The sequence below is a fragment of the Corynebacterium glaucum genome (genome assembly GCF_030408855.1).
Lineage (GTDB): Bacteria > Actinomycetota > Actinomycetes > Mycobacteriales > Mycobacteriaceae > Corynebacterium > Corynebacterium glaucum.
Genome location: NZ_CP047358.1, coordinates 588,598 through 607,730, shown reverse-complemented (window position 1 = coordinate 607,730; position 19,133 = coordinate 588,598). Strand labels below are relative to the sequence as shown.

At 63.0% G+C, this 19,133-nt stretch carries 19 protein-coding genes; 7 read left to right on the top strand and 12 right to left on the bottom strand.

The features are described from left to right. Position 1: 1 nt before the first annotated feature. From CGLAUT_RS02970 to CGLAUT_RS02945, 6 genes are read right to left on the bottom strand one after another with little or no spacing between them, the layout of a single operon-like run. Complete coding sequence (locus tag CGLAUT_RS02970; protein WP_095659405.1) at positions 2-1,099, bottom strand: potassium channel family protein; 1,098 nt, start codon at positions 1,097-1,099, stop codon at positions 2-4. Continuing rightward, positions 1,096-4,395 (bottom strand): ATP-dependent helicase, encoded by a 3,300-nt coding sequence (locus CGLAUT_RS02965; RefSeq protein ID WP_095660998.1) that lies wholly within the window; start codon positions 4,393-4,395, stop codon positions 1,096-1,098. The genes CGLAUT_RS02970 and CGLAUT_RS02965 overlap by 4 nt, the downstream gene beginning before the upstream one ends. Before the next feature lies 1 nt (position 4,396). Continuing rightward, entirely contained in the window at positions 4,397-7,480 is a 3,084-nt protein-coding gene (locus CGLAUT_RS02960) for an ATP-dependent DNA helicase (RefSeq protein ID WP_095659404.1), read from the bottom strand. A gap of 18 nt (positions 7,481-7,498) precedes the next feature. Further along, complete coding sequence (locus tag CGLAUT_RS02955) at positions 7,499-8,224, bottom strand: hypothetical protein (RefSeq protein ID WP_290186189.1); 726 nt, start codon at positions 8,222-8,224, stop codon at positions 7,499-7,501. A 9-nt stretch (positions 8,225-8,233) separates the two neighbouring features. Then, a complete protein-coding gene (locus CGLAUT_RS02950) occupies positions 8,234-9,289 on the bottom strand; it encodes a DUF3152 domain-containing protein (RefSeq protein ID WP_095659403.1) in 1,056 nt (351 codons plus the stop codon). Between the two features lie 9 nt (positions 9,290-9,298). Then, positions 9,299-9,562: a DUF3107 domain-containing protein gene (locus tag CGLAUT_RS02945; protein WP_332461821.1), complete on the bottom strand. Its 264-nt coding sequence runs from the start codon at positions 9,560-9,562 to the stop codon at positions 9,299-9,301. A gap of 89 nt (positions 9,563-9,651) precedes the next feature. On the opposite strand from CGLAUT_RS02945, the gene CGLAUT_RS02940 reads away from it, so the two are divergent. Beyond that, positions 9,652-11,031 carry a DEAD/DEAH box helicase gene (locus tag CGLAUT_RS02940; RefSeq protein WP_095659401.1) on the top strand — a complete coding sequence of 460 codons (1,380 nt, stop codon included), beginning with the start codon at positions 9,652-9,654 and terminating at the stop codon, positions 11,029-11,031. Continuing rightward, positions 11,028-12,233 carry an Rv3212 family protein gene (locus tag CGLAUT_RS02935; RefSeq protein ID WP_095659400.1) on the top strand — a complete coding sequence of 402 codons (1,206 nt, stop codon included), beginning with the start codon at positions 11,028-11,030 and terminating at the stop codon, positions 12,231-12,233. The genes CGLAUT_RS02940 and CGLAUT_RS02935 overlap by 4 nt, the downstream gene beginning before the upstream one ends. Positions 12,234-12,244: 11 nt before the next feature. Here the strand turns inward: CGLAUT_RS02935 and CGLAUT_RS02930 are convergent, their stop codons facing one another. After that, positions 12,245-12,727, bottom strand: a complete 483-nt coding sequence (locus CGLAUT_RS02930) for a hypothetical protein (RefSeq protein WP_232507169.1) — start codon at positions 12,725-12,727, stop codon at positions 12,245-12,247. Between the two features lie 473 nt (positions 12,728-13,200). Here CGLAUT_RS02930 and CGLAUT_RS02925 point away from each other — a divergent pair, with 473 nt between their 5' ends. Beyond that, on the top strand, positions 13,201-13,464 hold the full coding sequence (locus CGLAUT_RS02925; RefSeq protein ID WP_095659399.1) for a WhiB family transcriptional regulator: 264 nt from the start codon (positions 13,201-13,203) through the stop codon (positions 13,462-13,464). A 91-nt stretch (positions 13,465-13,555) separates the two neighbouring features. After that, complete coding sequence (locus tag CGLAUT_RS12220) at positions 13,556-13,630, top strand: 50S ribosomal protein bL37 (RefSeq protein WP_095066802.1); 75 nt, start codon at positions 13,556-13,558, stop codon at positions 13,628-13,630. A gap of 116 nt (positions 13,631-13,746) precedes the next feature. Here CGLAUT_RS12220 and rsrA read toward each other — a convergent pair whose 3' ends face one another. Further along, positions 13,747-14,040 (bottom strand): mycothiol system anti-sigma-R factor, encoded by a 294-nt coding sequence (rsrA, locus tag CGLAUT_RS02920; RefSeq protein ID WP_095659398.1) that lies wholly within the window; start codon positions 14,038-14,040, stop codon positions 13,747-13,749. Continuing rightward, the gene (locus CGLAUT_RS02915; protein WP_415877142.1) at positions 14,041-14,691 is read right to left on the bottom strand and encodes a sigma-70 family RNA polymerase sigma factor; all 651 of its coding nucleotides are present in this window, start codon (positions 14,689-14,691) and stop codon (positions 14,041-14,043) included. It abuts the gene before it with no gap. 19 nt (positions 14,692-14,710) lie between these two features. Here CGLAUT_RS02915 and CGLAUT_RS02910 point away from each other — a divergent pair, with 19 nt between their 5' ends. Further along, positions 14,711-15,184: an aminoacyl-tRNA deacylase gene (locus tag CGLAUT_RS02910; RefSeq protein ID WP_095659397.1), complete on the top strand. Its 474-nt coding sequence runs from the start codon at positions 14,711-14,713 to the stop codon at positions 15,182-15,184. Here CGLAUT_RS02910 and CGLAUT_RS02905 read toward each other — a convergent pair. Next, on the bottom strand, positions 15,157-15,816 hold the full coding sequence (locus CGLAUT_RS02905) for an SOS response-associated peptidase (protein ID WP_095659396.1): 660 nt from the start codon (positions 15,814-15,816) through the stop codon (positions 15,157-15,159). The two genes, CGLAUT_RS02910 and CGLAUT_RS02905, sit on opposite strands and share 28 nt — an antisense overlap. A gap of 13 nt (positions 15,817-15,829) precedes the next feature. Here CGLAUT_RS02905 and aroA point away from each other — a divergent pair, with 13 nt between their 5' ends. Both aroA and rsgA read left to right on the top strand, forming a co-directional pair. Beyond that, positions 15,830-17,110 carry a 3-phosphoshikimate 1-carboxyvinyltransferase gene (gene aroA / locus CGLAUT_RS02900; RefSeq protein WP_095660994.1) on the top strand — a complete coding sequence of 427 codons (1,281 nt, stop codon included), beginning with the start codon at positions 15,830-15,832 and terminating at the stop codon, positions 17,108-17,110. Then, positions 17,110-18,144, top strand: a complete 1,035-nt coding sequence (gene rsgA / locus CGLAUT_RS02895) for a ribosome small subunit-dependent GTPase A (protein ID WP_095659395.1) — start codon at positions 17,110-17,112, stop codon at positions 18,142-18,144. Before aroA ends, rsgA begins: the two co-directional genes overlap by 1 nt. Here rsgA and CGLAUT_RS02890 read toward each other — a convergent pair. Both CGLAUT_RS02890 and CGLAUT_RS02885 read right to left on the bottom strand, forming a co-directional pair. Then, positions 18,118-18,612, bottom strand: coding sequence for a DUF6912 family protein (locus CGLAUT_RS02890; protein ID WP_198304987.1), 495 nt, complete (start codon positions 18,610-18,612; stop codon positions 18,118-18,120). The two genes, rsgA and CGLAUT_RS02890, sit on opposite strands and share 27 nt — an antisense overlap. Next, a complete protein-coding gene (locus CGLAUT_RS02885) occupies positions 18,612-19,085 on the bottom strand; it encodes an HAD family hydrolase (protein ID WP_332461820.1) in 474 nt (157 codons plus the stop codon). The genes CGLAUT_RS02890 and CGLAUT_RS02885 overlap by 1 nt, the downstream gene beginning before the upstream one ends. Positions 19,086-19,133: the final 48 nt, after the last annotated feature.

The following is a 19,133-nucleotide window of genomic DNA, read 5'->3' as shown; positions in this document are numbered from 1 at the left end:
GCTATTCCGCGTGCTTGGAGGCATCGTGGGCATCGGTGGGTTTGGTCAAGCGGACATAGAGCAGGCGATCGCCCGGCTCGACGGTCTCCGCCTCTGGTGAATCAATGCGATAAAGCTCACCGGAACGCACCACGCCCAGGACGATGTCAGCGAGATGGCGGGGGTTGGCGCCCACCTCGTCGTCTGCGATCGGCCGTTCCGCAACTGCAAAGCCCTCGTCCGGGCTCAGCAGGTCCTCCATCATCTCCACCACAGGCGGGGTCACCGTGGCCAGGCCAAGCAGGCGACCCGTCGTTTCGGCTGAGACCACAACGGAATCAGCGCCAGACTGCATGAGCAGGTGCTGGTTCTCGCTCTCGCGCACGCTGGCGACAATCATTGCGCTCGGCGCGATCTCGCGGACAGAGAGGGTGACTAGCACTGCCGTGTCATCGCTCGACGGCGCCACCACGACGGAACGCGCGCGGGTCACGCCGGCGATGCGCAGGATGTCGGACTTTGTTCCGTCACCGTGGACGGTCACCAGGCCGCGCTTCTCCGCCTGGGCGAGATTCACCGGGTCCGCATCGACCACCACGATAGAACCCGGGGCAGCGCCGCCGGCAAGGAGCGCATCAGTCGCTGAACGACCCTTAGTGCCGTAACCGATGACGATGGTGTGGTCGCGCACAGTTTGCCTCCACTGCTGAATCTCAAGCGTTTTGCGGGAATCCTCGGTGAGCACCGACAACGTAGTACCGACGAGGAGCATCAGGAACGCCACGCGGGCGGGAGTGATGAGGAAGATGTTCATCAACCGTGCGCCCTGGGTGACCGGGACGATATCACCGTAGCCGGTCGTGGAAAGCGACACCGCTGAGTAGTACAGCGCGTCGATGAACGTGAGCGGCTCCGAATACGCGCCGCGATCGAAGTACACCAGCCCTGCCACGGCAATGACGAGCAAAATCGCGTACCCGAAACGCCTGGCCATCAACACCCACGGGGTGGTATGGGCTGAACGCGGGATGGTGATGACATCCGTGAGCGTGTGCACCGGCACATCACCAAGTTCCGCGTCTGCGCGGAGCTGGCTGGCGAATCTGAATGGCCGCTTCACTTCCTGCCTTCCTGTTGCGTGCGTGGCGCAAGCATGTCGGCAAGATCTTGACCTGCCGGTAGCTGATCAGGAGCGTAGTCTTCTCCGGTGCGGAGGTAGAAAAACACCGCGCGCACATCGCGTCCGTCGGCAGCAATGCGCCTCCACGCTTCACGGTAGACGGCGAGCTGCAGCTTCGCCGATTCCATCTCCGCTGTGCCTGGTTTTTGGCCGGTTTTCCAGTCCACGACTATCCACCCGGTTTCGTCCTCGAACACGGCGTCGATGCGACCGCGCACCATCGCGTTGCCCATTGCCAGCTCAAACGGGTGCTCAACGAACGCTGGTGTGCGCGATGCCCAGTGGCTCGCTTCGAACGATCGCTTGAGCTGTTCGAGGGTGGCGCGGTCCACCTCGGCTTCATCGTTGCCCGGAAGTTCGTCTTCGTCGATAAGCGGGCGCGCGCCATAGAACTCCTCCAACCACTGGTGGAACGCGGTGCCACGCTTGGCGTAAGCGTTCGGTTTGTACGGCACAGGGCGACGGGCGCGGCGAGCGAATTGGGCAGGATCGGCCCGCATGGCCACCACGTCAGACGCAGTGAGTTCGCCTGGAACTACCACCGCTACCTCAGGCGACAGAGACGCTGCATGCTCCTCAATCAGCGCTGTCGCGTCGCGTTCCCATAATCCGTAAAGCTCTCCTTCTACCAGCGGGGGGAGGGATGCGCGTGCTGCAGTGACAGTCTGAGCCGCGCGCTGGTCGTGGGGTTGCTGGTGCAGGTTAGGCCAGCGGCCTTCGCGCTCGCCGTCAGGGCGTTCGGCGCTGCCACCCTCGTCATCGCCTTCGGCATCTCCATCGGTGTGCCACTGGACGATATCCGCAGGCCTAACGAGCGATGCCAGCTTTTCAAAGTGTGTATACGGGCCCGTCTGCTTCGTCGAACCCGCCGCGTTGCTTGACGCGGTGACTATGAGTTTCCTCTCCGAGCGGGTGATGGCGACGTAAAACAGCCGCGCTGTCTCCTCTGCGAAGTCTCCGCGGACCGTCTTCAACCAGGCCTTGACCGCTTTTTCAAACTGTGGGCGGGTCTCTACCTCCCCAAATTCCGGGGTGAGCTCGGGGTCTCCAAAAGATTCGTCTTGCAGCCGCTTGACAATGCCCAGGAATGTCTCGGCGGTGTCGCTGTAGGTCCTGTCGTCCGCGTGCAGCACCGCAACGGTGTCCCACTCTAAGCCCTTCGCCTTGTGGGCGGTCATGATCTGCACCCGATCGTCTTTCACCGTGACGTTTCCGGGAGCGAGGCCGTCTTCATGGGTGCGGGCAAGCTCGAAGTAATCCAGCAGGCCGGTCAAGCTCGTTCCGGGATACTGGGCCACCTCGTGCAGCAGGCGGTCGAGGTGCGCGGCACGCGACGCGGTAGGGCGTGATAGGACCTCAGCGCGGATACCGAAGACGGAGATGATGTCTGCGAAGACGTCCGTGAGCTGCTTACCCAGGCTATTGGTGCGCAGCCAGCGCAGTTTCGCCGATAATTCACGCAGACGCTGGAGACCGGTCGCCGAGTACCGCTCGGGTTCTCCGAGGTCCGCCACGGCATCCGCCAGCCCCGCAGCGCGCTCGCCAGTTCCAACGATTTCTTCCGCCCGTTGAACGAGCTCGGCGAGTTGCGCTTCGAGATGGGCCTCCGGAGTCCGGGCAGCCTCGTCGAAATCACCGCGCTCCGCGTCGGCGCTGCGGGCTTGGCCGCGCCCGGCCAAATTCGTCGCCCGCACGGCGAGCGCCTGCAGGTCCGCCAACCCGAGCCCCACCGCAGGACCGCCGAGGATGCGAAGCGCTGCAGCCGAATCACCCGGACGGACCAGCATGGTCGCGATTGCGACGGTGTCGGCAACTTCCGGCACGTCGAGCAGGCCAGCGACGCCTACGATTTCGTACGGCACACCCCGCGCTTCAAGGGCTTCCGCGATTGCTGAGCTGTGCTTGTTTTTGCGCACCAGCACAGCGGCGGTAAACGGTTCGTCATCCTGCTTCGCCTGGGTGAACTGAGTTTCCAGCTCGCCGGCAACATAGGCGACCTCGTCGTCCTCGTGCTCGAAGAACCCCAGATGCACCGACCCAGCTCCCGCTCCTGGGCGCGGTTCAAGCTGGGCCACCGCGCGCTCGGCGCCGGTACCCAAAATCGCGTCGGAGACCGAGTTAGCCAGGTCGAGGATTTCCGGAGGATTGCGCCATGAGGTGGTGAGCTGCTTTTTTGGTGCGGGAGAACCATCGCTAGCCGGAAAATCTTCGACGAAAGCGGCGAGGTTAGCCGCGGTCGCACCACGCCAGCCGTAGATCGCCTGCATTGGATCGCCCACGGCGGTAACCGTCAGCTTTGGATCGGTGCCTTCCCCGAACAGGCTGCGCAGCAGCACGCGCTGTGCATGGGAGGTGTCTTGGTACTCGTCGAGCATGATCACCCGGAAGCGTTGACGCTGACGCTCCCCCACCGATGCGTGATCGCGGGCGAGCTTCGCTGCGACTGACATCTGCTCATTGAAGGTCACTAGACCGCGGCGGCGCAGCTCCGTATTGAGCGCCGCCGCCAACGGCAGGTATGCGGTGCGCTCCTCCTGCCTACTGCGCCACTTCAGCATGGTCTGCGAGTAGCCGCTCTCGGTGCGCTTCGACGGTTCCAAGGACTCCGTTTCCTTGAGAAATATCTCCGCACGCTCAATCACATCCTCGGCAGACGCGAGCTCGTTGCCCATGGACGTAATAAGCCCCAGCAGGTTCTCGACGACCGAGTTCACAGCTGGGTTGGTGCCGTTTTCAGAGATAAGGCTACCTCGGTAGTCCAACACTACTTCGGTGGCGATGGCGTGTAGCTCCGCCTCGGTAATCAATCGCGCGTCCGGTTCAACCGGCACCAGCAATCCATATTCGCGGATCAGGTCGCCGGCGTACGCGTCGTAGGTTGACACAGTCGGCGCGATCACGCGGAGGGAGCTCGTCAGCTCGCCTGACGGATCCAGTCGACGCACGAGCGCTTCGTCGCTAGCCAGCACCCCAAGTCTGTCTCTGATGCGCTTCCCCAGCTCCTGGGCTGCTTTGCGGGTAAACGTCAGCCCGAGAATCTCATCTGGACGGGCGTAACCGTTGGCAACGAGCCAAACTACACGCGCCGCCATCGTCTCGGTTTTTCCCGCGCCGGCGCCCGCCACAACCAGCAGCGGGCCAGGCGGCGCACCAATTACGTCTGCCTGTTGCGGGGTCGGTTGGTGGGCCTGGCCGAGCGCCCGCGACAGCGCTACCGGCCCGATTCCATGTTGCATGTCAGCCACGGTGAATCACCTCTCCCTCCGGTTGTACCGGGCAAAGGCTGCGCACCCGGCAGTAGTCACAGTGTTTTCCGGTGCGTGCGGTGAGTTCTGGACCCACCATCTCTTGTGGCAGCGAGCGAATTTCTTCGACAAATTCCGCAAGTTCCTCAGACGTTTTCCCGTCCTGTCCCCGCTCGGTCAGGCGTTTCTTTTCCGCGTTCGGGTACACCAGCACCGCGCTGCCTACTGTGAGCCCGGCATCCTTTGCAGTCCGCACCCCGTCGCCGCCAAGTTCTCCCCTGCTCATAGCGAGCTGATACGCCGCAAGCTGCACGTTCTCCTCAGCCTCGGCATGCGCGACGGGATTTGCGGAGGTCTTGAGATCAACAATGCGCAGCGCACCGTCGGAAGCACGCTCGAGCCTGTCCACCCGTCCGGAAATCCGCAACCCGCGTTCTACCTCGACGTTCACGTCAGCCTCAACCGCCACTTGCTCGTAGGCGGCGCGCGATTTCAGTAGCCATCCGTCAATGCGACGCAGCATCGCTTCAAAATCTGCCACGTCCCGATCCTTTTTCCACTCCGGACCGTCATGCGCTTCCCGTCTGGCACGAATCACCTCAGCGCTCGCCGCCTCTGGATCAACTCCGCGCCCTAGCGCCTCGAAGTACGCGTGCGCCATCGACCCGTAGAGCATCTCCATAGTTTCCTCGAGATCGACCATGCGCTCCAGCACAGCCCGCATCGGGCATTGCAGAAGGGACTCGATGCGCGAAGGTGACAGGGAGGATCGCAGCGGGAGTTTTTCGCTTGTCGACGCCTGCGTCAACCCCCACCACGAATCGGGATCTGCCCCTGCCACACCAGCTTCGGCAAGACGCGCAAGTTGGCGGGCCGCCTGCGTTCTCGTGGCTTCACTGGTGTCTGCGTCGCCGGCTGCGCGACGCAGCTCCGCAATCACATCGTCTCTGGCCAGCACTCGTACTAATGCAGCGCTGTGTGTCTCATCCGGAGTTTCGTTCATCTCCTCAGACGCGGTGCCGGCAGCACGCAGCTGTGTGGCTTCGATCCCATGCTCGGCGCAGAACGCTTCAATGAAGCGCGAAGGCTGAACCACTTCCTCGCTGTACGGATCATCTACCGCTGTGACCAGCAGGTGGTCCGTGGCGCGGGTGGTGGCGACATGGAAAAGACGCTGCTCTTCCAAGAGCCGTTCCGCAACGCGAGGCACAGGTACTGCTGGATCAACGTCCGAATCAATGAGATCGATGAGGTCTTCTTGCCGGAAGATGGTGCCGGTTTCTCCGAGGCTCGGCCAGGTAAGCTCCTGTACTCCAGCCACGACGACGCGCTCGAATTCACGCCCGGCCACACCGTGCGCAGTGAGGAGGGAGACGGCATCCAGAGTCGCGGTACGCCGGTCGCGTACACCGGTTGGCAGCTCTTGCTCTGTGATGTACTGCGAGAACAACTCGATGCTGGCCGTGGGGCGCCGCTCAGTGAAATCGCCAGCTGCATCGAACAGCGCCATCGCTGCGTCAAGATCGCGGTCTGCTTGTGAGCCGGTAGCGCCGCCGCGAAGCGCGGCGGCGAGCAGCCGATCAGACAGTCCGGTCGCGGCCCACACCGCCCACAGCACCTCCTCCACGCTGCCGTCGGCAGCGTGCGCTTGCCGCCCCTGGTCAAGCACCCCGCGCACGTGGGTGAGTAACTGCATTTCGCGCTCGGTCAGCAGCGTGTCAAAGTCCGGCAACGGTGCAGTTGAGGTGAGTAGTTGGTGCAGTGTTTCCTCTGCGCGCAACTCGGGCTTCCACCTGCGTAAGCCGCGGAGCAAGCGACGCAGCGTCACCGGATCTGTAGCTCCCACCGGCCCGAGGAGGAGTTCGCGCCACTCAGAGACCGTGAGCTCTTGGGTGAGCGCCTTGAGGGCTAAGAGCAGGGCGACGACCACACGTTGTTCGGCCAAGACAACGTCCGTCGGGTCCAAAGCAACGGGAACGCCCGCATGCAGCAAAGCGCGACGCAGCGGCTCGATCAGTGGCGTGGAACGCACGACCACCGCCATGTCGCGGTAATCAACACCGCTTTCGAAGTGCGCTCGGCGCAGCGAATCGACGACCGCAGCGTGGTGTGTCTGTTCATCTGGGGCCACAGCAACTACGCGCGTTGGGTTGCGACGGCTTGCGCCTAGATGCCGGACGTTGTGCAGCAAACCGCCGAGGTCGGCGAAGAACTTCGGAGACGCCCCGCGAAACCGGAAGATAGATTGGTCTAGGTCCCCGCCAACCACGCCAAGTGAGGCGCGCTGCAGCAATCGCGAAACGAGTTCTGCAGAGGCAGGAGCGAGGCTTTGCGCGTCGTCGACAAGCACGATGCCCCATGATTGGATGAGCTCCTCTTCAAGTACCTTGGTCACGAGCTCTGCTGCCGAGAAGCGCAATGCCCCAGTGAGCGCCATGACCTGCTGGTACTCGCGCAAAAAGTCGCCGGCCGCCGACCAGATCGGAAGCTGGTGCACCTCGCCGAGCCGGTTGAGATCTTTCGGGCCGAGACCGCGCTCGATGGCGCGCAGGAGGAAATCGCGCAACTGGCGGGCGAACCCGACGAGCGGCAGTGCTGGGCGCAATTCCTCGGGCCAGGTGCCGCCACCGTCTTCAGCGTGTCCGAGAAGGAGCTGACGGATCACCGCATCTTGCTCTGCTCCGGAGATCAGCCGGATTTCTCGCTCCGTGCGTTGGCGCAAAAGCGCAAAGGCTAGCGAGTGCACAGAGCGCACAATCGGCTCTTGTGTGGTGAAACCGGTGGCGGCGAGCCGCTCCGACAGCTCTGAACGCATACGCGCACCGGATTCCTTCGAAGAGGTCAACAACACAATTCCCTCGCGCGACGCTCGCTGCGGGTCAGCGGTGATGGCATTGACAGCGGTGTCGATGAGGAAGCTTGACACACCTGCGCCTGCTTCTCCGGTGACCTTCCACAGTCCCTGGGTTGGAAGGTCGTGCGACCACTGGCGATCAGTGAGCTGGCGCTCGCGCGCGACCAGAAACGCCTGAGGTGTGACCGCTGGCGGAAGCGCCGGAATGTGGGGAGCACTCATGGGAGTAATCGTTGCACGTCAGTCCGACAAGAGTTGGGCAACCCGGACAAAATTGGAACGCACGTTCGAATCATCTAGGAGCTGCGAGGCTTCTCGGTAGTCGAATGCTTTGCGTGCCAATGCCCGCAGATTGGGTACCAATTCCCAACGCTGCAGCACCTTCGCGTCGATGGCGTCCGCAAGAAGCCCGTCCACAATGACCAGTGCGGCAGTGAAGCCCTTCGGACGCAAATCCAGCGAGGGAACGAGTGCGCTCAGCATTGGCGGGTTAGTCCCGTCGAACAAGCAGCACGAGAGAAAATCGAGGTGAGCAACTACCCGGTCACCGGTAATCCGCTCCCCCGCCCAGACCGTGCGATCAGCCGTCGCCCAAGGGTTGGGGCGAGACGGCGCAGAAGGCGCCTCGATGCCGTCGAGAAGCTCATCGAAAACGAGCGCCGCCGCAATCGCTTCATCAATCCTCGCTGCGGGAGCTCCCTCGCCGAACTCATTCGCTGCGAACCCACCCACAACCAGCCGGCCGTCGGTCGCCCGCACGGGTCGGCTAACCCGGAGACTGGCGGACTGCCCCGCAATCCTCTCGCGAACTTTGCCCGACCAAGCGGCGGTTTCCGCCGCCGGAGACACCACCACTCGCCGGAACCGCAACCCGTAATCCCACGGCGCTCCAACCGCTACCCCCTTGCCCTCAAGCTGGAACGCCGCAAGCACATGCTGCGGGATCTCCAGGCGCTTGGAATGCATACCCACAGGCTAGAGCACCGCCGGCCGCGGATACGGCCATGGGTTGGAGCGGCAAGTATAAGAGTTCTCGGGGTACACTTCAGAGGGATTAAGCGCCCGCAATTGTGCGTTATTCAAACTCAGCGTCTGCTGCATCATGATCGGCGCAAGGTCCCCTTCAGAAGGGCAGGGGACGTGCTCTGCAAACCCGACGGCGTGACCGACCTCGTGATTAATCACGTATTGACGGTAGCGCCCCAGGTCACCGTCAAACGGCGCGGCACCGCGAACCCAACGCGACTCATTGATCACCACCGAGTCATCGCCGGTAATCGTCGTGCGGCAGCTGGTTTCCAGCCCTAAGTCACCGCCGCAGAGCTCGCGCGTGGTGGCAACCGAGGTGAGGCGAATTCGCAGTGAGGGCTCCTCGTTGCTGGAGACGTGCTCAAAGCGGAAGCGTGGGTCGTTTGTCCATCCGCGCGGATCCATCAGGGTTGCATCCACCATCGATGCGAACGCCTCGTCGCCGCCGTAAGGCGCGGTGTCGACGCCGTTTTCAATTTCGACGACGTAGCGAACCACAATCTCTTCACCGTCACCCGACTGTGCGCCCGAAGCGCCAACCTCGTAGAAGGTGCCGTCGCCGGACTCGGTGTACGCCCCGCCCGGGGGAAGCTCGTTGATGTCCTGCTCGCCCTCGGGCATCTCTGCTGGCTCGAGCGGCTGATCTTTCTCCTCGTCACCGGCTTGATCCCCTGGCTGGGCCAACGGGTCTTGGGAGGACGCAGTCGAAGTTGACGCAGCGCTCACGACCTGATCCTGCGGGTTTTGGAACATGTTGACCACCACGAACACGGTTATCACCGCCAAAACGGGGATGGCGTATGCCCGCCAACCGTACTCGCGAGCAAACACCACCAGGCGTCCATCTCCGTCGCTTCCCCTGTGAGAGGCAGATGGTTCGGGACCCCGCTGGGGTTGAGTGCTCCACCCGTCGACCACGTCCCGGCCGTCGCCGAGGTCTCGCGGAGCGTGACCGCCGTAATCGGCCCGGTCGTCTCTATCGGGGTAGTGCCTGGTGGTCATAGCAGTAATTTAACGCATGAATCCCACGGAATGCGCTGCCACAGAGCCCTGCTCGACATAAACCACGCGGTCAGTGCGGATCAGGTACTGGCGCCCCTTGTCATCTTCGAGCTTGAACGTCGGGGAGGAAGCGTCGATCGCCTGCTGCACGACCCCGATCACGCCCTCTTGCCCTTCGGGAAGACGGACGACAAGCTCGCGGGGAATGTCTGCAAGACCAATCTTGATATCCATGGTTGTGAAATCACTATCCTTCGGTTCTGTCTTGGGCATGCCTGCAATCCCAGGCACCGCGACCCATTCTAACTACCGGCCACCCACGCTCAGCACCTGCAGCTGGCCCCGCAGCCGGAGGCTAAGATATGCGTGTGCCAAAGAACCTGCCGAAGTTTGCAACAGGTGGCCGCTCCCGCACCGCAGGGCAGCAGTCCCCGACCTTTGCGGACCTCGGCGTTGCCGCCGAATTGATCGCCGGGCTTGCAGACCTGGGAATCACCACGTCGTTTTCTATCCAGGAACTCGCGATCCCTCTCGCGCTAAATGGGCGCGACTTGATTGGGCAAGCCAGAACCGGCATGGGAAAAACATACGCGTTCGGTGTCCCTCTGCTGGATCGGGTGTTTGATGACGCAGATATTGCAGAGCTTGACGGCACCCCGCGCGCGCTCGTCATAGTCCCCACCCGTGAACTTGCAGTACAGGTCGGGGACGATCTGGAACGAGCGGCAAAGTACACGCCGGTGCGTGTCTCGACCATCTACGGCGGGCGCCCGTACGAAGAACAGATCGCGGCGTTGCAAGACGGTGTGGATGTCGTCGTCGGAACCCCGGGGCGCCTCATTGATCTGTACGAGCGCGGGGAGCTCAAGTTGTCTGGCGCGGCCATCCTCGTCCTGGATGAGGCGGACGAGATGCTGGACATGGGTTTCTTGCCGGACATTGAAAAGATTTGGGGAGCGTTGCCGGCTTCGCTGCAGACCATGTTGTTTTCGGCGACAATGCCTGGTCCGATTCTCACGCTCGCCCGTTCGAAGATGCATACTCCGGTGCACATTCGCGCTGAGGCGGCTGATGCACCGACCACGCACGTCACCACCCGGCAAGTGGTGTTTAAATCCCACCGGATGGATAAACCGGAAGTGGTGGCACGCATCCTGCAGGCGCCCGAACGTGGCCGCACCATCATCTTCTCGCGCACCAAACGCACCGCGGCCGAGGTAGCAGAAGATCTTGCCAAGCGCGGGTTCGCCGTCGGTGCCGTCCACGGCGACCTGGGGCAGAACGCCCGCGAGCAGGCGCTTGAAGCGTTCCGCAACGCCGAGGTAGACATCCTCGTTGCCACCGACGTCGCAGCTCGCGGCATTGACGTCGAAGATGTCACCCACGTGATCAACTACCAAACGCCGGACGACCCGATGACGTATGTGCACCGCATCGGCCGCACAGGACGCGCGGGACATAGCGGCACCGCGATCACGCTTGTCGGTTACGACGAAGTGCACAAGTGGGATCTGATCAACCAGGAGCTCGGCCTCGAACAACCTGAGCCGCCGGAATGGTTCTCCACCTCACCTGAGTTCGCGGAAGCACTCGACATTCCGGACTCCGCGTCTGCGACTGTGGGTCCGGCGCGTAAAGTGCTCGGGGCACGCCCACCGCGCTCGAAGGGAGGGCGAAACGGCCGCTCCCACGGTGGCCGGCGCCCGAACCAAAGAGCCGATCAAGGAGGCACACACCGGTGACTCGCCCATTGCGCCGCACCCGGGGCGACGTGATCGCCACCGCTGTCATTGCAGCCGTGGCGGTACTGCTGTTGATGATCGCGTACTTCACCGCGCCGATCCGCGCCTCACAGCTGAACCCAGCTGCGGAGGAATTGGACAATGCCGGGCGCCTTGCGGTGGTGCCGGAATCGCTCTCGGAGAGCTTTCGCCTCCCTGACACTGCTCCAGGTGTCCAGCCCGTCGTGGTGAACGGTCTCATCATCACTTATAACGACGGCACCGTCACGGCCACGACAGTAGAGGGAGAAACTGCGTGGACGTATAAACGGGATACGGACCTCTGTGCGCTGGACAGCGCCTGGGGCAAGGTCGTCGCGGTGTACCGCAGTAATGCAGGCTGCGGCGATGTCGTCGCGCTTGAGGCGCTGACCGGCCAGTACTCGCGTACTCGTTCGGCGATCGCGCCAGATGAGGTCACCGCGATCAGCTCGAATGACCGAGTCGGCTACGTTGGTACGACCCGCGCCGAACTTTGGCGCTCTGACATGGTGCGCACCGTGGAGTACGGGTTCGTCGAGGCACCGCAGGAACCGAACATGCAGCCCCACGTGTGCGACATTTCCTCGGCGCTGACCCGCACCGAGTTGTTGGCTGTCACCGAGACCTGCGAGGACGGCACGTACCTGCGTTTCCAGGACACCACACCGGAGGATTCCCGCAAGCCAGAGATGTACGGCAGCGTCGAGATCTCTGCCGACGCCTACCTGGTAGCCATCTCGCAAGAGGGCGCGGCGATCTACGATCCGGATACCAATGAGATTCGCGCCTACGACAAGGACGGCAACTCCACCGCCTCGTCTTCGGTGACCAATCTGGGTGACCCTCTCACGCTCGAGGGGAACCTCCGCGCGCTTCCCGTCGCCGATCTGCCGCATCACATGACGTATCACGAGGGCGATTCACTGGTGCTTTTGGAGCCAGGCAACCTCCAGGCAACCGGTGTATTCCAAGGCGCGCTCGGCACAGGTTTCGCCGCTGGCGATCGGCTGCTTTACGCCTCCGATGAAGGCGTCGCGGTTGTCAACTGGGACGAGAACAATGTTGAATCAATCATCCCGGTGGACCGCGGCGAGTATTCAGGCCCAGTCCACATTGATTCCGCCGGCGCTACCGTCGTCGAAAAGCGGGGCAACGAGATCGTCGTGCTCACGGCAAAGTAGGGGCTTTTCGCTTATCGACGGCCCCTTGCCACCGCATACCTCGCCTCCGCAAATCGGCGGGTATCCGGGTGCAAAATCGTGATTAACACAAGGACCGACGTGAGCATCGTCGCAGCGCCAAGCCAGGGCGCGCCGCCCCGGAACATGTAAATGGCTACGCCAAACAGGATGGCCTCGATCAGCATGATGGCCCCCTGTCCGCGCGGCCGTCCGCGCAGCGTCTCCACCGATACCCATGTGATGAATCCGAAGATCACTCCAAGGAAGATGGCTGTGCCGAGGTTGACATAGTTTGCGGCGGCGGACTGCGATTCGATGACCGTGTCGCCACCTTCGAACTGGGCCACGATCAGCGTGCCGATGTAGACGAAAATGGCGGCGCATTGCAGCAGCACGACGACGGCACCGAAGCGCATCAGCGGGGGCATAACGGCCGCATCGCGCTCGAGGGATTCCTCGCGCTGGAGGGATTCAATGTCATGGTTCGCACTCACAACCGGTAAGTGTATCCGGCTGGTTTCCCTGGTTGGCGCACTCAGGAACCTCAGTTTGGTGATTTGACCGTCGCATACCTTCTGTGCAGTTCTCGCTCACTAGATTTTCGCAGGTCAGCGCACCGCACCGGCTCAACCCGCCCCGTCGCTAGAACCTTAAGGCGTCTAGATGTAGCTCAGCATTTATGAGTTAGGTCACAATTCACGGCCAACCCCTAGCGAGCTTCAAGAAACCATGCAATTATTCTCGGGTAGCAAAAGCAACGGGCTGGTTAAACAGCCCTTAACCCTAGGCCACCACAGGGTTAACGCCAGGGAAACCGGAAGACGGGCCTCAAAGCAATTTGGGGATCACGGCCTGGGGTCCTGGAATCAAACTTTTCTTTGCAACGTCTCCGAGCAATCGGCGATGGAGTGGTGCGCACCCATCTGATTGACAAACCGAAAACACGATTTTCACAAGGAGTATCACCATGGATTGGCGCCACGAAGCAATCTGTCGCGACGAGGACCCGGAACTGTTCTTCCCAGTCGGCAACTCGGGCCCGGCACTGTCCCAGATCGCCCAGGCCAAGCTTGTTTGCAACCGCTGCCCCGTCACCTCCCAATGCCTGAAGTGGGCGCTTGAGACCGGCCAGGATGCTGGCGTGTGGGGCGGTATGTCCGAGGAGGAGCGCCGCGCGCTCAAGCGCCGCAACAAGGCACGCGCCCGCAACCGCGCCCGCCTGACCGTCTAAGCCCGCGGTACTGATTTCTCCGCCGACATCTGCAGGCGATACAGTTGAAAGCCGACAAGCTTTCATTTCCAGCCCATCAAGGAGGCCCACTATGAGCAAACGTGGTCGTAAGCGCAAGGACCGCCGCAAGAAGAGCGCTAACCGCGGTAAGCGTCCTAACTCTTAAGCAGCGGTGCCCGCAACCAGAATGCGGGCACACAAAAACGCCGCCTTCCACCCTGGCACTCACGCCAGATCGGAAGGTGGCGTTTTCTCTACCGGAGCCAACTCACCGGAGCCAACTTACCGAGGGCGGCGCACCTCGGTATACGTCTCGGTGTAGGTCACCGTCGTAATCGAGGCGATAATGCGCTGGCGCAGCGGCTCCGGCGCATTCGCCTGCCCGCAGCAGTCACGCACCAACCCGCGCACTGTCTGCTCTGATTCAAGGCGCCGCAGGCATTCAGGACAGTTCGCGATCTCGCGGCGAATCTCCTCGGCGCGCCTCTGCGTGGTTTCCGGGTCGAACATCTCGCACAGGAGCAGCTGCGTGTCGTGGCCACTCCCCTGCGTGCACGTGCAGTTTCCGCTAGCCATCTATTTCTCCTCCGGTTCGCGGTCGAGTCCAATGCCTTGTTCGTTAGCTACGTCTTTCAACATCTCGCGGAGCTGTTTTCTTCCCCGGTGCAGCCGACTCATCACGGTTCCCAGCGGGATGTCCATCACTTCGGCGATTTCCTTGTACGCCAAACCCTCCACATCCGCGTAGTAAACGACCATGCGGTAGTCCTCATTCAACGCGTTCAGCGCCTCGGAGATCCGAGAATTCGGCATCAGCTTCAGCGCCTCCACCTCAGCAGATTCCAATCCCGTCGAATCGTGCGAGCTGGAAGTGTAGAGCTGGGAGTCTGTTACGTCTTCTGCCGATGTCACCAGCGGCCGGCGCTGCTTCTTGCGGTAGGAGTTGATGTAGGTGTTGGTCATAATCCGGTACAACCACGCCTTCAAATTGGTGCCCGGTTTGAAGGAATCGAACGCGTTGTAGGCCTTCAGGTACGTCTCTTGCACGAGGTCCTCGGCGTCCTGCGGGTTGCGCGTCATGCGCAGCGCACCGCCGTAGAGCTGGTCGAGCAACGGCATCGCTTCCTCGGTGAAGCGCGCCTTGCGCTCGCTGAGCGCAACCTCGTCGACGGCCTCGTTGACGGACTCGTTGACGGCGTCGGTGTCGGTTTCGGGCATAGTGGCCATTGTAGGGAAAGGATTCATCATGGCTGCACGCACCCGCGCTCTCGAGGCGGTAAAGGACACACCTCACGAGGTGCTCGAGTACACCTCTGCCCAAGACCACTTCGGAGAACACGCGGCACAGGAACTCGGCACTGACCCGCACGCGACGCTGAAAACGCTCGTCATCGCCAACTCCGCGAACGAGCGCGAAATGGCGCTGTGCTGCGTGCCCGTCGCTGGCCATCTCTCGCTCAAGGCGGCAGCGAAAGCGCTCGGCTGGAAGCACGCCGCCCTCGCAGATCCAGCCAAAGCACAGCGCACCACCGGCTACATCGTCGGCGGCATCTCACCGCTGGGCACGCTCACCAGGCTCCCATTGCTTATCGACGCCTCGGTCAACGCCCTCCCCCAAATCACCGTCTCCGCCGGCCAACGCGGCCTTTCGATCGCGATCGCCCCGGATGACCTCGCACGCCTCGGCGGCGGTCACTTCGCCGACATCAGCTCCGCGTAGTCGTTGCGCACATTGCCCACGGCTTTGTCCGCCTCTTGCCACACAAAGCTGCCAGCCACCCGCGACGGTGCCACCAGCGCCAGCGCCTCCTCCGGCGTCCCCTCGACCCAGGTGCGGATTTCCTCTGGAGCCAAAAACAGGGGCAAGCGGTGGTGAAGCCACGACATGTTCTCGGTCGCCTCGGTGGTCACCATGGTCGTCGATAAGCGATCAAGCCCTGTTTCCCACAATGCCGCAGCGTAGAGCAAACCTGATTCCGGGCGAACGTAATACGGCTGCTTGTCGGTGCCGTCTGTTTTCCACTCGTAGTAACCGTCGAGGACCATGAGCCCGCGCCGGGCTTTGAAGGCGGAGCGGAACGAAGACTTCTCCGCAACCGTTTCCCCGCGGGCGTTGAACAGCGGCGCGCCCGTGTCGTCCTTTTTCCAGGTGGGCAGCAGGCCCCAGCGCGCGGCGTCGATCTGCGCGGTGTCGCCCTCAAGCCTGATGAGCGGTACCTGCTGCGTGGGGGAAACGTTGTAGCGCGGCGGCGGGGTGCCGTCGGGCGCTACCACCTCGCGCACGCCGGGGAGTGTGGCGACCTGGTCAAACAGGTCCTGACCGGAGGTGAAAAGCACAAAGCGTCCGCACATACCTGTCATTATGATGGTTCGCATGACAGATCTTTGGCCCGCCCCGCATTCCGCGACCCCGATTACCCACACAGTTGAGGTGCCGGGGTCGAAATCGATGACCAACCGGGCCTACATCCTCACCGCGCTTGCGAACGGGCAATCCACCATTGCCGGTGCGCTGCGCTCGCGTGATACCGATCTGATGGAAGCGGCGCTGGCGTCAATGGGCGTGGAGTTTGCGCACGAAGGCGGCACGATTCGCGTGAATCCGCGCGAACTGCGCGCCGCCGAGGTGGACTGCGGGCTGGCCGGCACGGTCATGCGGTTTCTGCCGCCGGTTGCGGCGTTCGCGCATGGGCCCGTGCTTTTCGACGGCGACGAGTACGCACGCAACCGCCCCATGACCACCATCCTCGATGCGCTGCGCCAGCTCGGCGTGGCTGTCGCCGGCGATACCTTGCCTTTCACTGTCCACGGCCGCGGCAGTGCGGAAGGCGGCGAGGTGGAGATCGACGCCTCCGGATCCTCGCAGTTCGTCTCCGGGTTGCTCTTGTCCGCCGCCCGGTTCGACCGCGGCGTGACTGTGAAGAACACCGCCGGCATGCTGCCGTCGATGCCCCACATCGAGATGACGATTCAGATGCTCGCTGACGCCGGCGTGCGTGTGCGCGCCGAGGGTCAGACGTGGCAGGTGGAGCCGCAGACTATCCAGGCGACGCACTTCGACATCGAGCCGGACCTGTCCAACGCCACCCCTTTCCTCGCCGCTGCGGCCGTGACCGGTGGCGCGGTGCGCATCCCGCACTGGCCGCTGGACACCACTCAACCTGGCGATGTCATCCGTCTCATCTTGGAGCGCATGGGCTGCGAAGTGGACCTCATTGCCGAGGGCAAACACCACACGCTCGAGGTGCGCGGGCCGCAGCGCGGCGGCCTGCGCGGGCTCCGCATCGACATGAGCGACATCGGCGAGCTCACCCCCACCGTCGCCGCCCTCGCCACGCAGGCGACCACCCCGAGCGAGCTCACCGGCATTGCGCACTTGCGCGGCCACGAAACGGATCGCCTAGCCGCGCTGACCCGCGAGATCAACAACCTCGGCGGTGCGTGCGAAGAGCTCCCCGACGGTCTGCGCATCACCCCCGCCGAGCTGCACGGCGGCACGTGGGCGACCTACGACGACCACCGCATGGCCACTGCCGGCGCGATCATCGGCCTTACAACCGAGGGCGTGATGGTGGAGAACATCGGCACCACCGCGAAGACATTGCCGGACTTCGACGAAATGTGGACTGCGATGGTGCACCGTTAATGGCACGGCGAGGCTTCGGCGACCTGTCGCGCTATGACGAGTCCGACGTCCGTATCCGCCCCGGCAAGGGTTCCCGGCCGCGCTCAAAGGACCGGCCTAGCCACGACGACGCTAAGCACGGCATGGTGGTGACCAAGGATCGCGGGCGTTGGGGCGTCATGCTTGACGACGACACGTTGGTCACCTGCATGCGTGCCCGGGAACTCAAACGCCTCTCCATCGAAGTGGGCGACCGTGTCGGTGTTGTCGGCGACACCTCTGGCGAGAAAGACACCTTGGCGCGCATCGTGAAGCGCGAAGACCGCACCTCCGTGCTGCGGCGCACTGCCGACGACACTGACCCGTACGAGCGCATTATTGTTGCAAATGCAGAGCTCCTGCTCATCGTCGTTGCCGCCGCCGACCCGCCGCCGCGCACCGGTTTTGTCGAGCGGGCGCTTGTCGCCGCCTTCGACGGCGGGGTGACCCCGATCGTGTGCATGACCAAGTCCGACATCGCCGACCCGTCCGAGTTCCAGCGCGAGATCGAAGACCTCGACGTCGATGTGTACGAGGTGGGCATCGAAGAACCGATCGACGCACTCGTGGCGCGCATTACCGGGCATGTCTCCGCTTTGATCGGCCACTCGGGAGTGGGCAAATCGACGCTGGTCAACCGCATCGTGCCGGAGGCGGACCGCGAAACCGGCGAAGTGTCCGGTGTGGGCAAAGGGCGCCACACCTCGACTCAGTCGGTCGCGCTGCCGCTCGACGGCGGCGGCTGGGTCATCGACACTCCCGGCATACGCTCCTTCGGGCTCGCTCACATTTCACCCGAGACCATCATCGACGTGTTCCCCGAGCTCGCCGTTGCGACCGAACAGTGCTCCCGCGGTTGCAACCACCTGGGTCCGCCGGCGGATCCGGAGTGCGCGTGGGACGAATTCGACCTTGACTCCCCCATTGGTCGGCGGGTTGCCGCCGTGCGACGCCTCCTCGAGGCGCTGCACTCGAACAACGAGTGGGAACTAAAGCAGCTCGACGAGGAACGGTAGCTCGCTAGGGTCGTAGAACGCCATGTAGTTGTCTTGGGCGTCCCCGACTGCCAACTCGGCGTCTTCGTCGCCGAGATCGGCGGCGTCGACAAGCTCAATGGCTCGTGCGGTAGCTTCCTCCGCTTCCTTCACATCAACGTGGATCGCCGCGACATCCTTGAGCTCAACTGGGCCCGACAACTTGACCACCGACTCGCCCATGTCGGGCGCGAGCTCGGCATCGGTGTCGACAGAGATCACGACCCTGCGGTGCGGGAACTTCTCCTCGTCCCCGATGGCGAGGAGACGCAGGGACGCGAGCGCGGCATCGTCGAAAGCGATGGCCTCGATCTCTTCCTGGTCGCCCGAGGTGTAGAACTCGGTCAGCTCGGGTGTTGCCGCGAACCCCCAGCCGTTACGGGCGTGGACCAGCCCGTCGGCGTCGAGAGATTCGAGCATCCCGAACGTCGCGGGGAGGTACACGCGCACTAGAACTCGCCCTCGATGCCGAACAGTGACTGGATTTCCACCGCGGTGCGCTCGAACGCCGTGTGGAGGATGCCGATCATGCCGTATTCCACGGCTGCGCGGACATTCATGATGTCGTCGTCGATCATCACGCACTCCGGCAGGTCCACATCGATCGCGTCACACGCCGCCTGAAACGCGGTGCGCTCGGGCTTCTCTGCCCCAACCTCGCCGGAGAGGACAACGGCGTCAATGTCGCCGCGGAACTCCCACTCACGGATCGCATCGGCGGTTTCGGTGTCCGCTTCTTCGTTGGAGAGGATGCCGGTGGAGATACCCTTTTCCTTCACCGCCGCAATCAGCGCCTGCCAGCGGGGCTGATCCTCCGGGTCAAGATCCAGAACGCCTGCGTAATCGATGAGCAATCCTTGCATTCGACGTATCGCCTTTCGCTGTAGTCCACCAACGCGGTTCCCTTCCGCGTGCGCATTCAAATGAGCGCGCGCAACCTAGCGGCCGCGCTGCGCGAGCGAGCACAATAC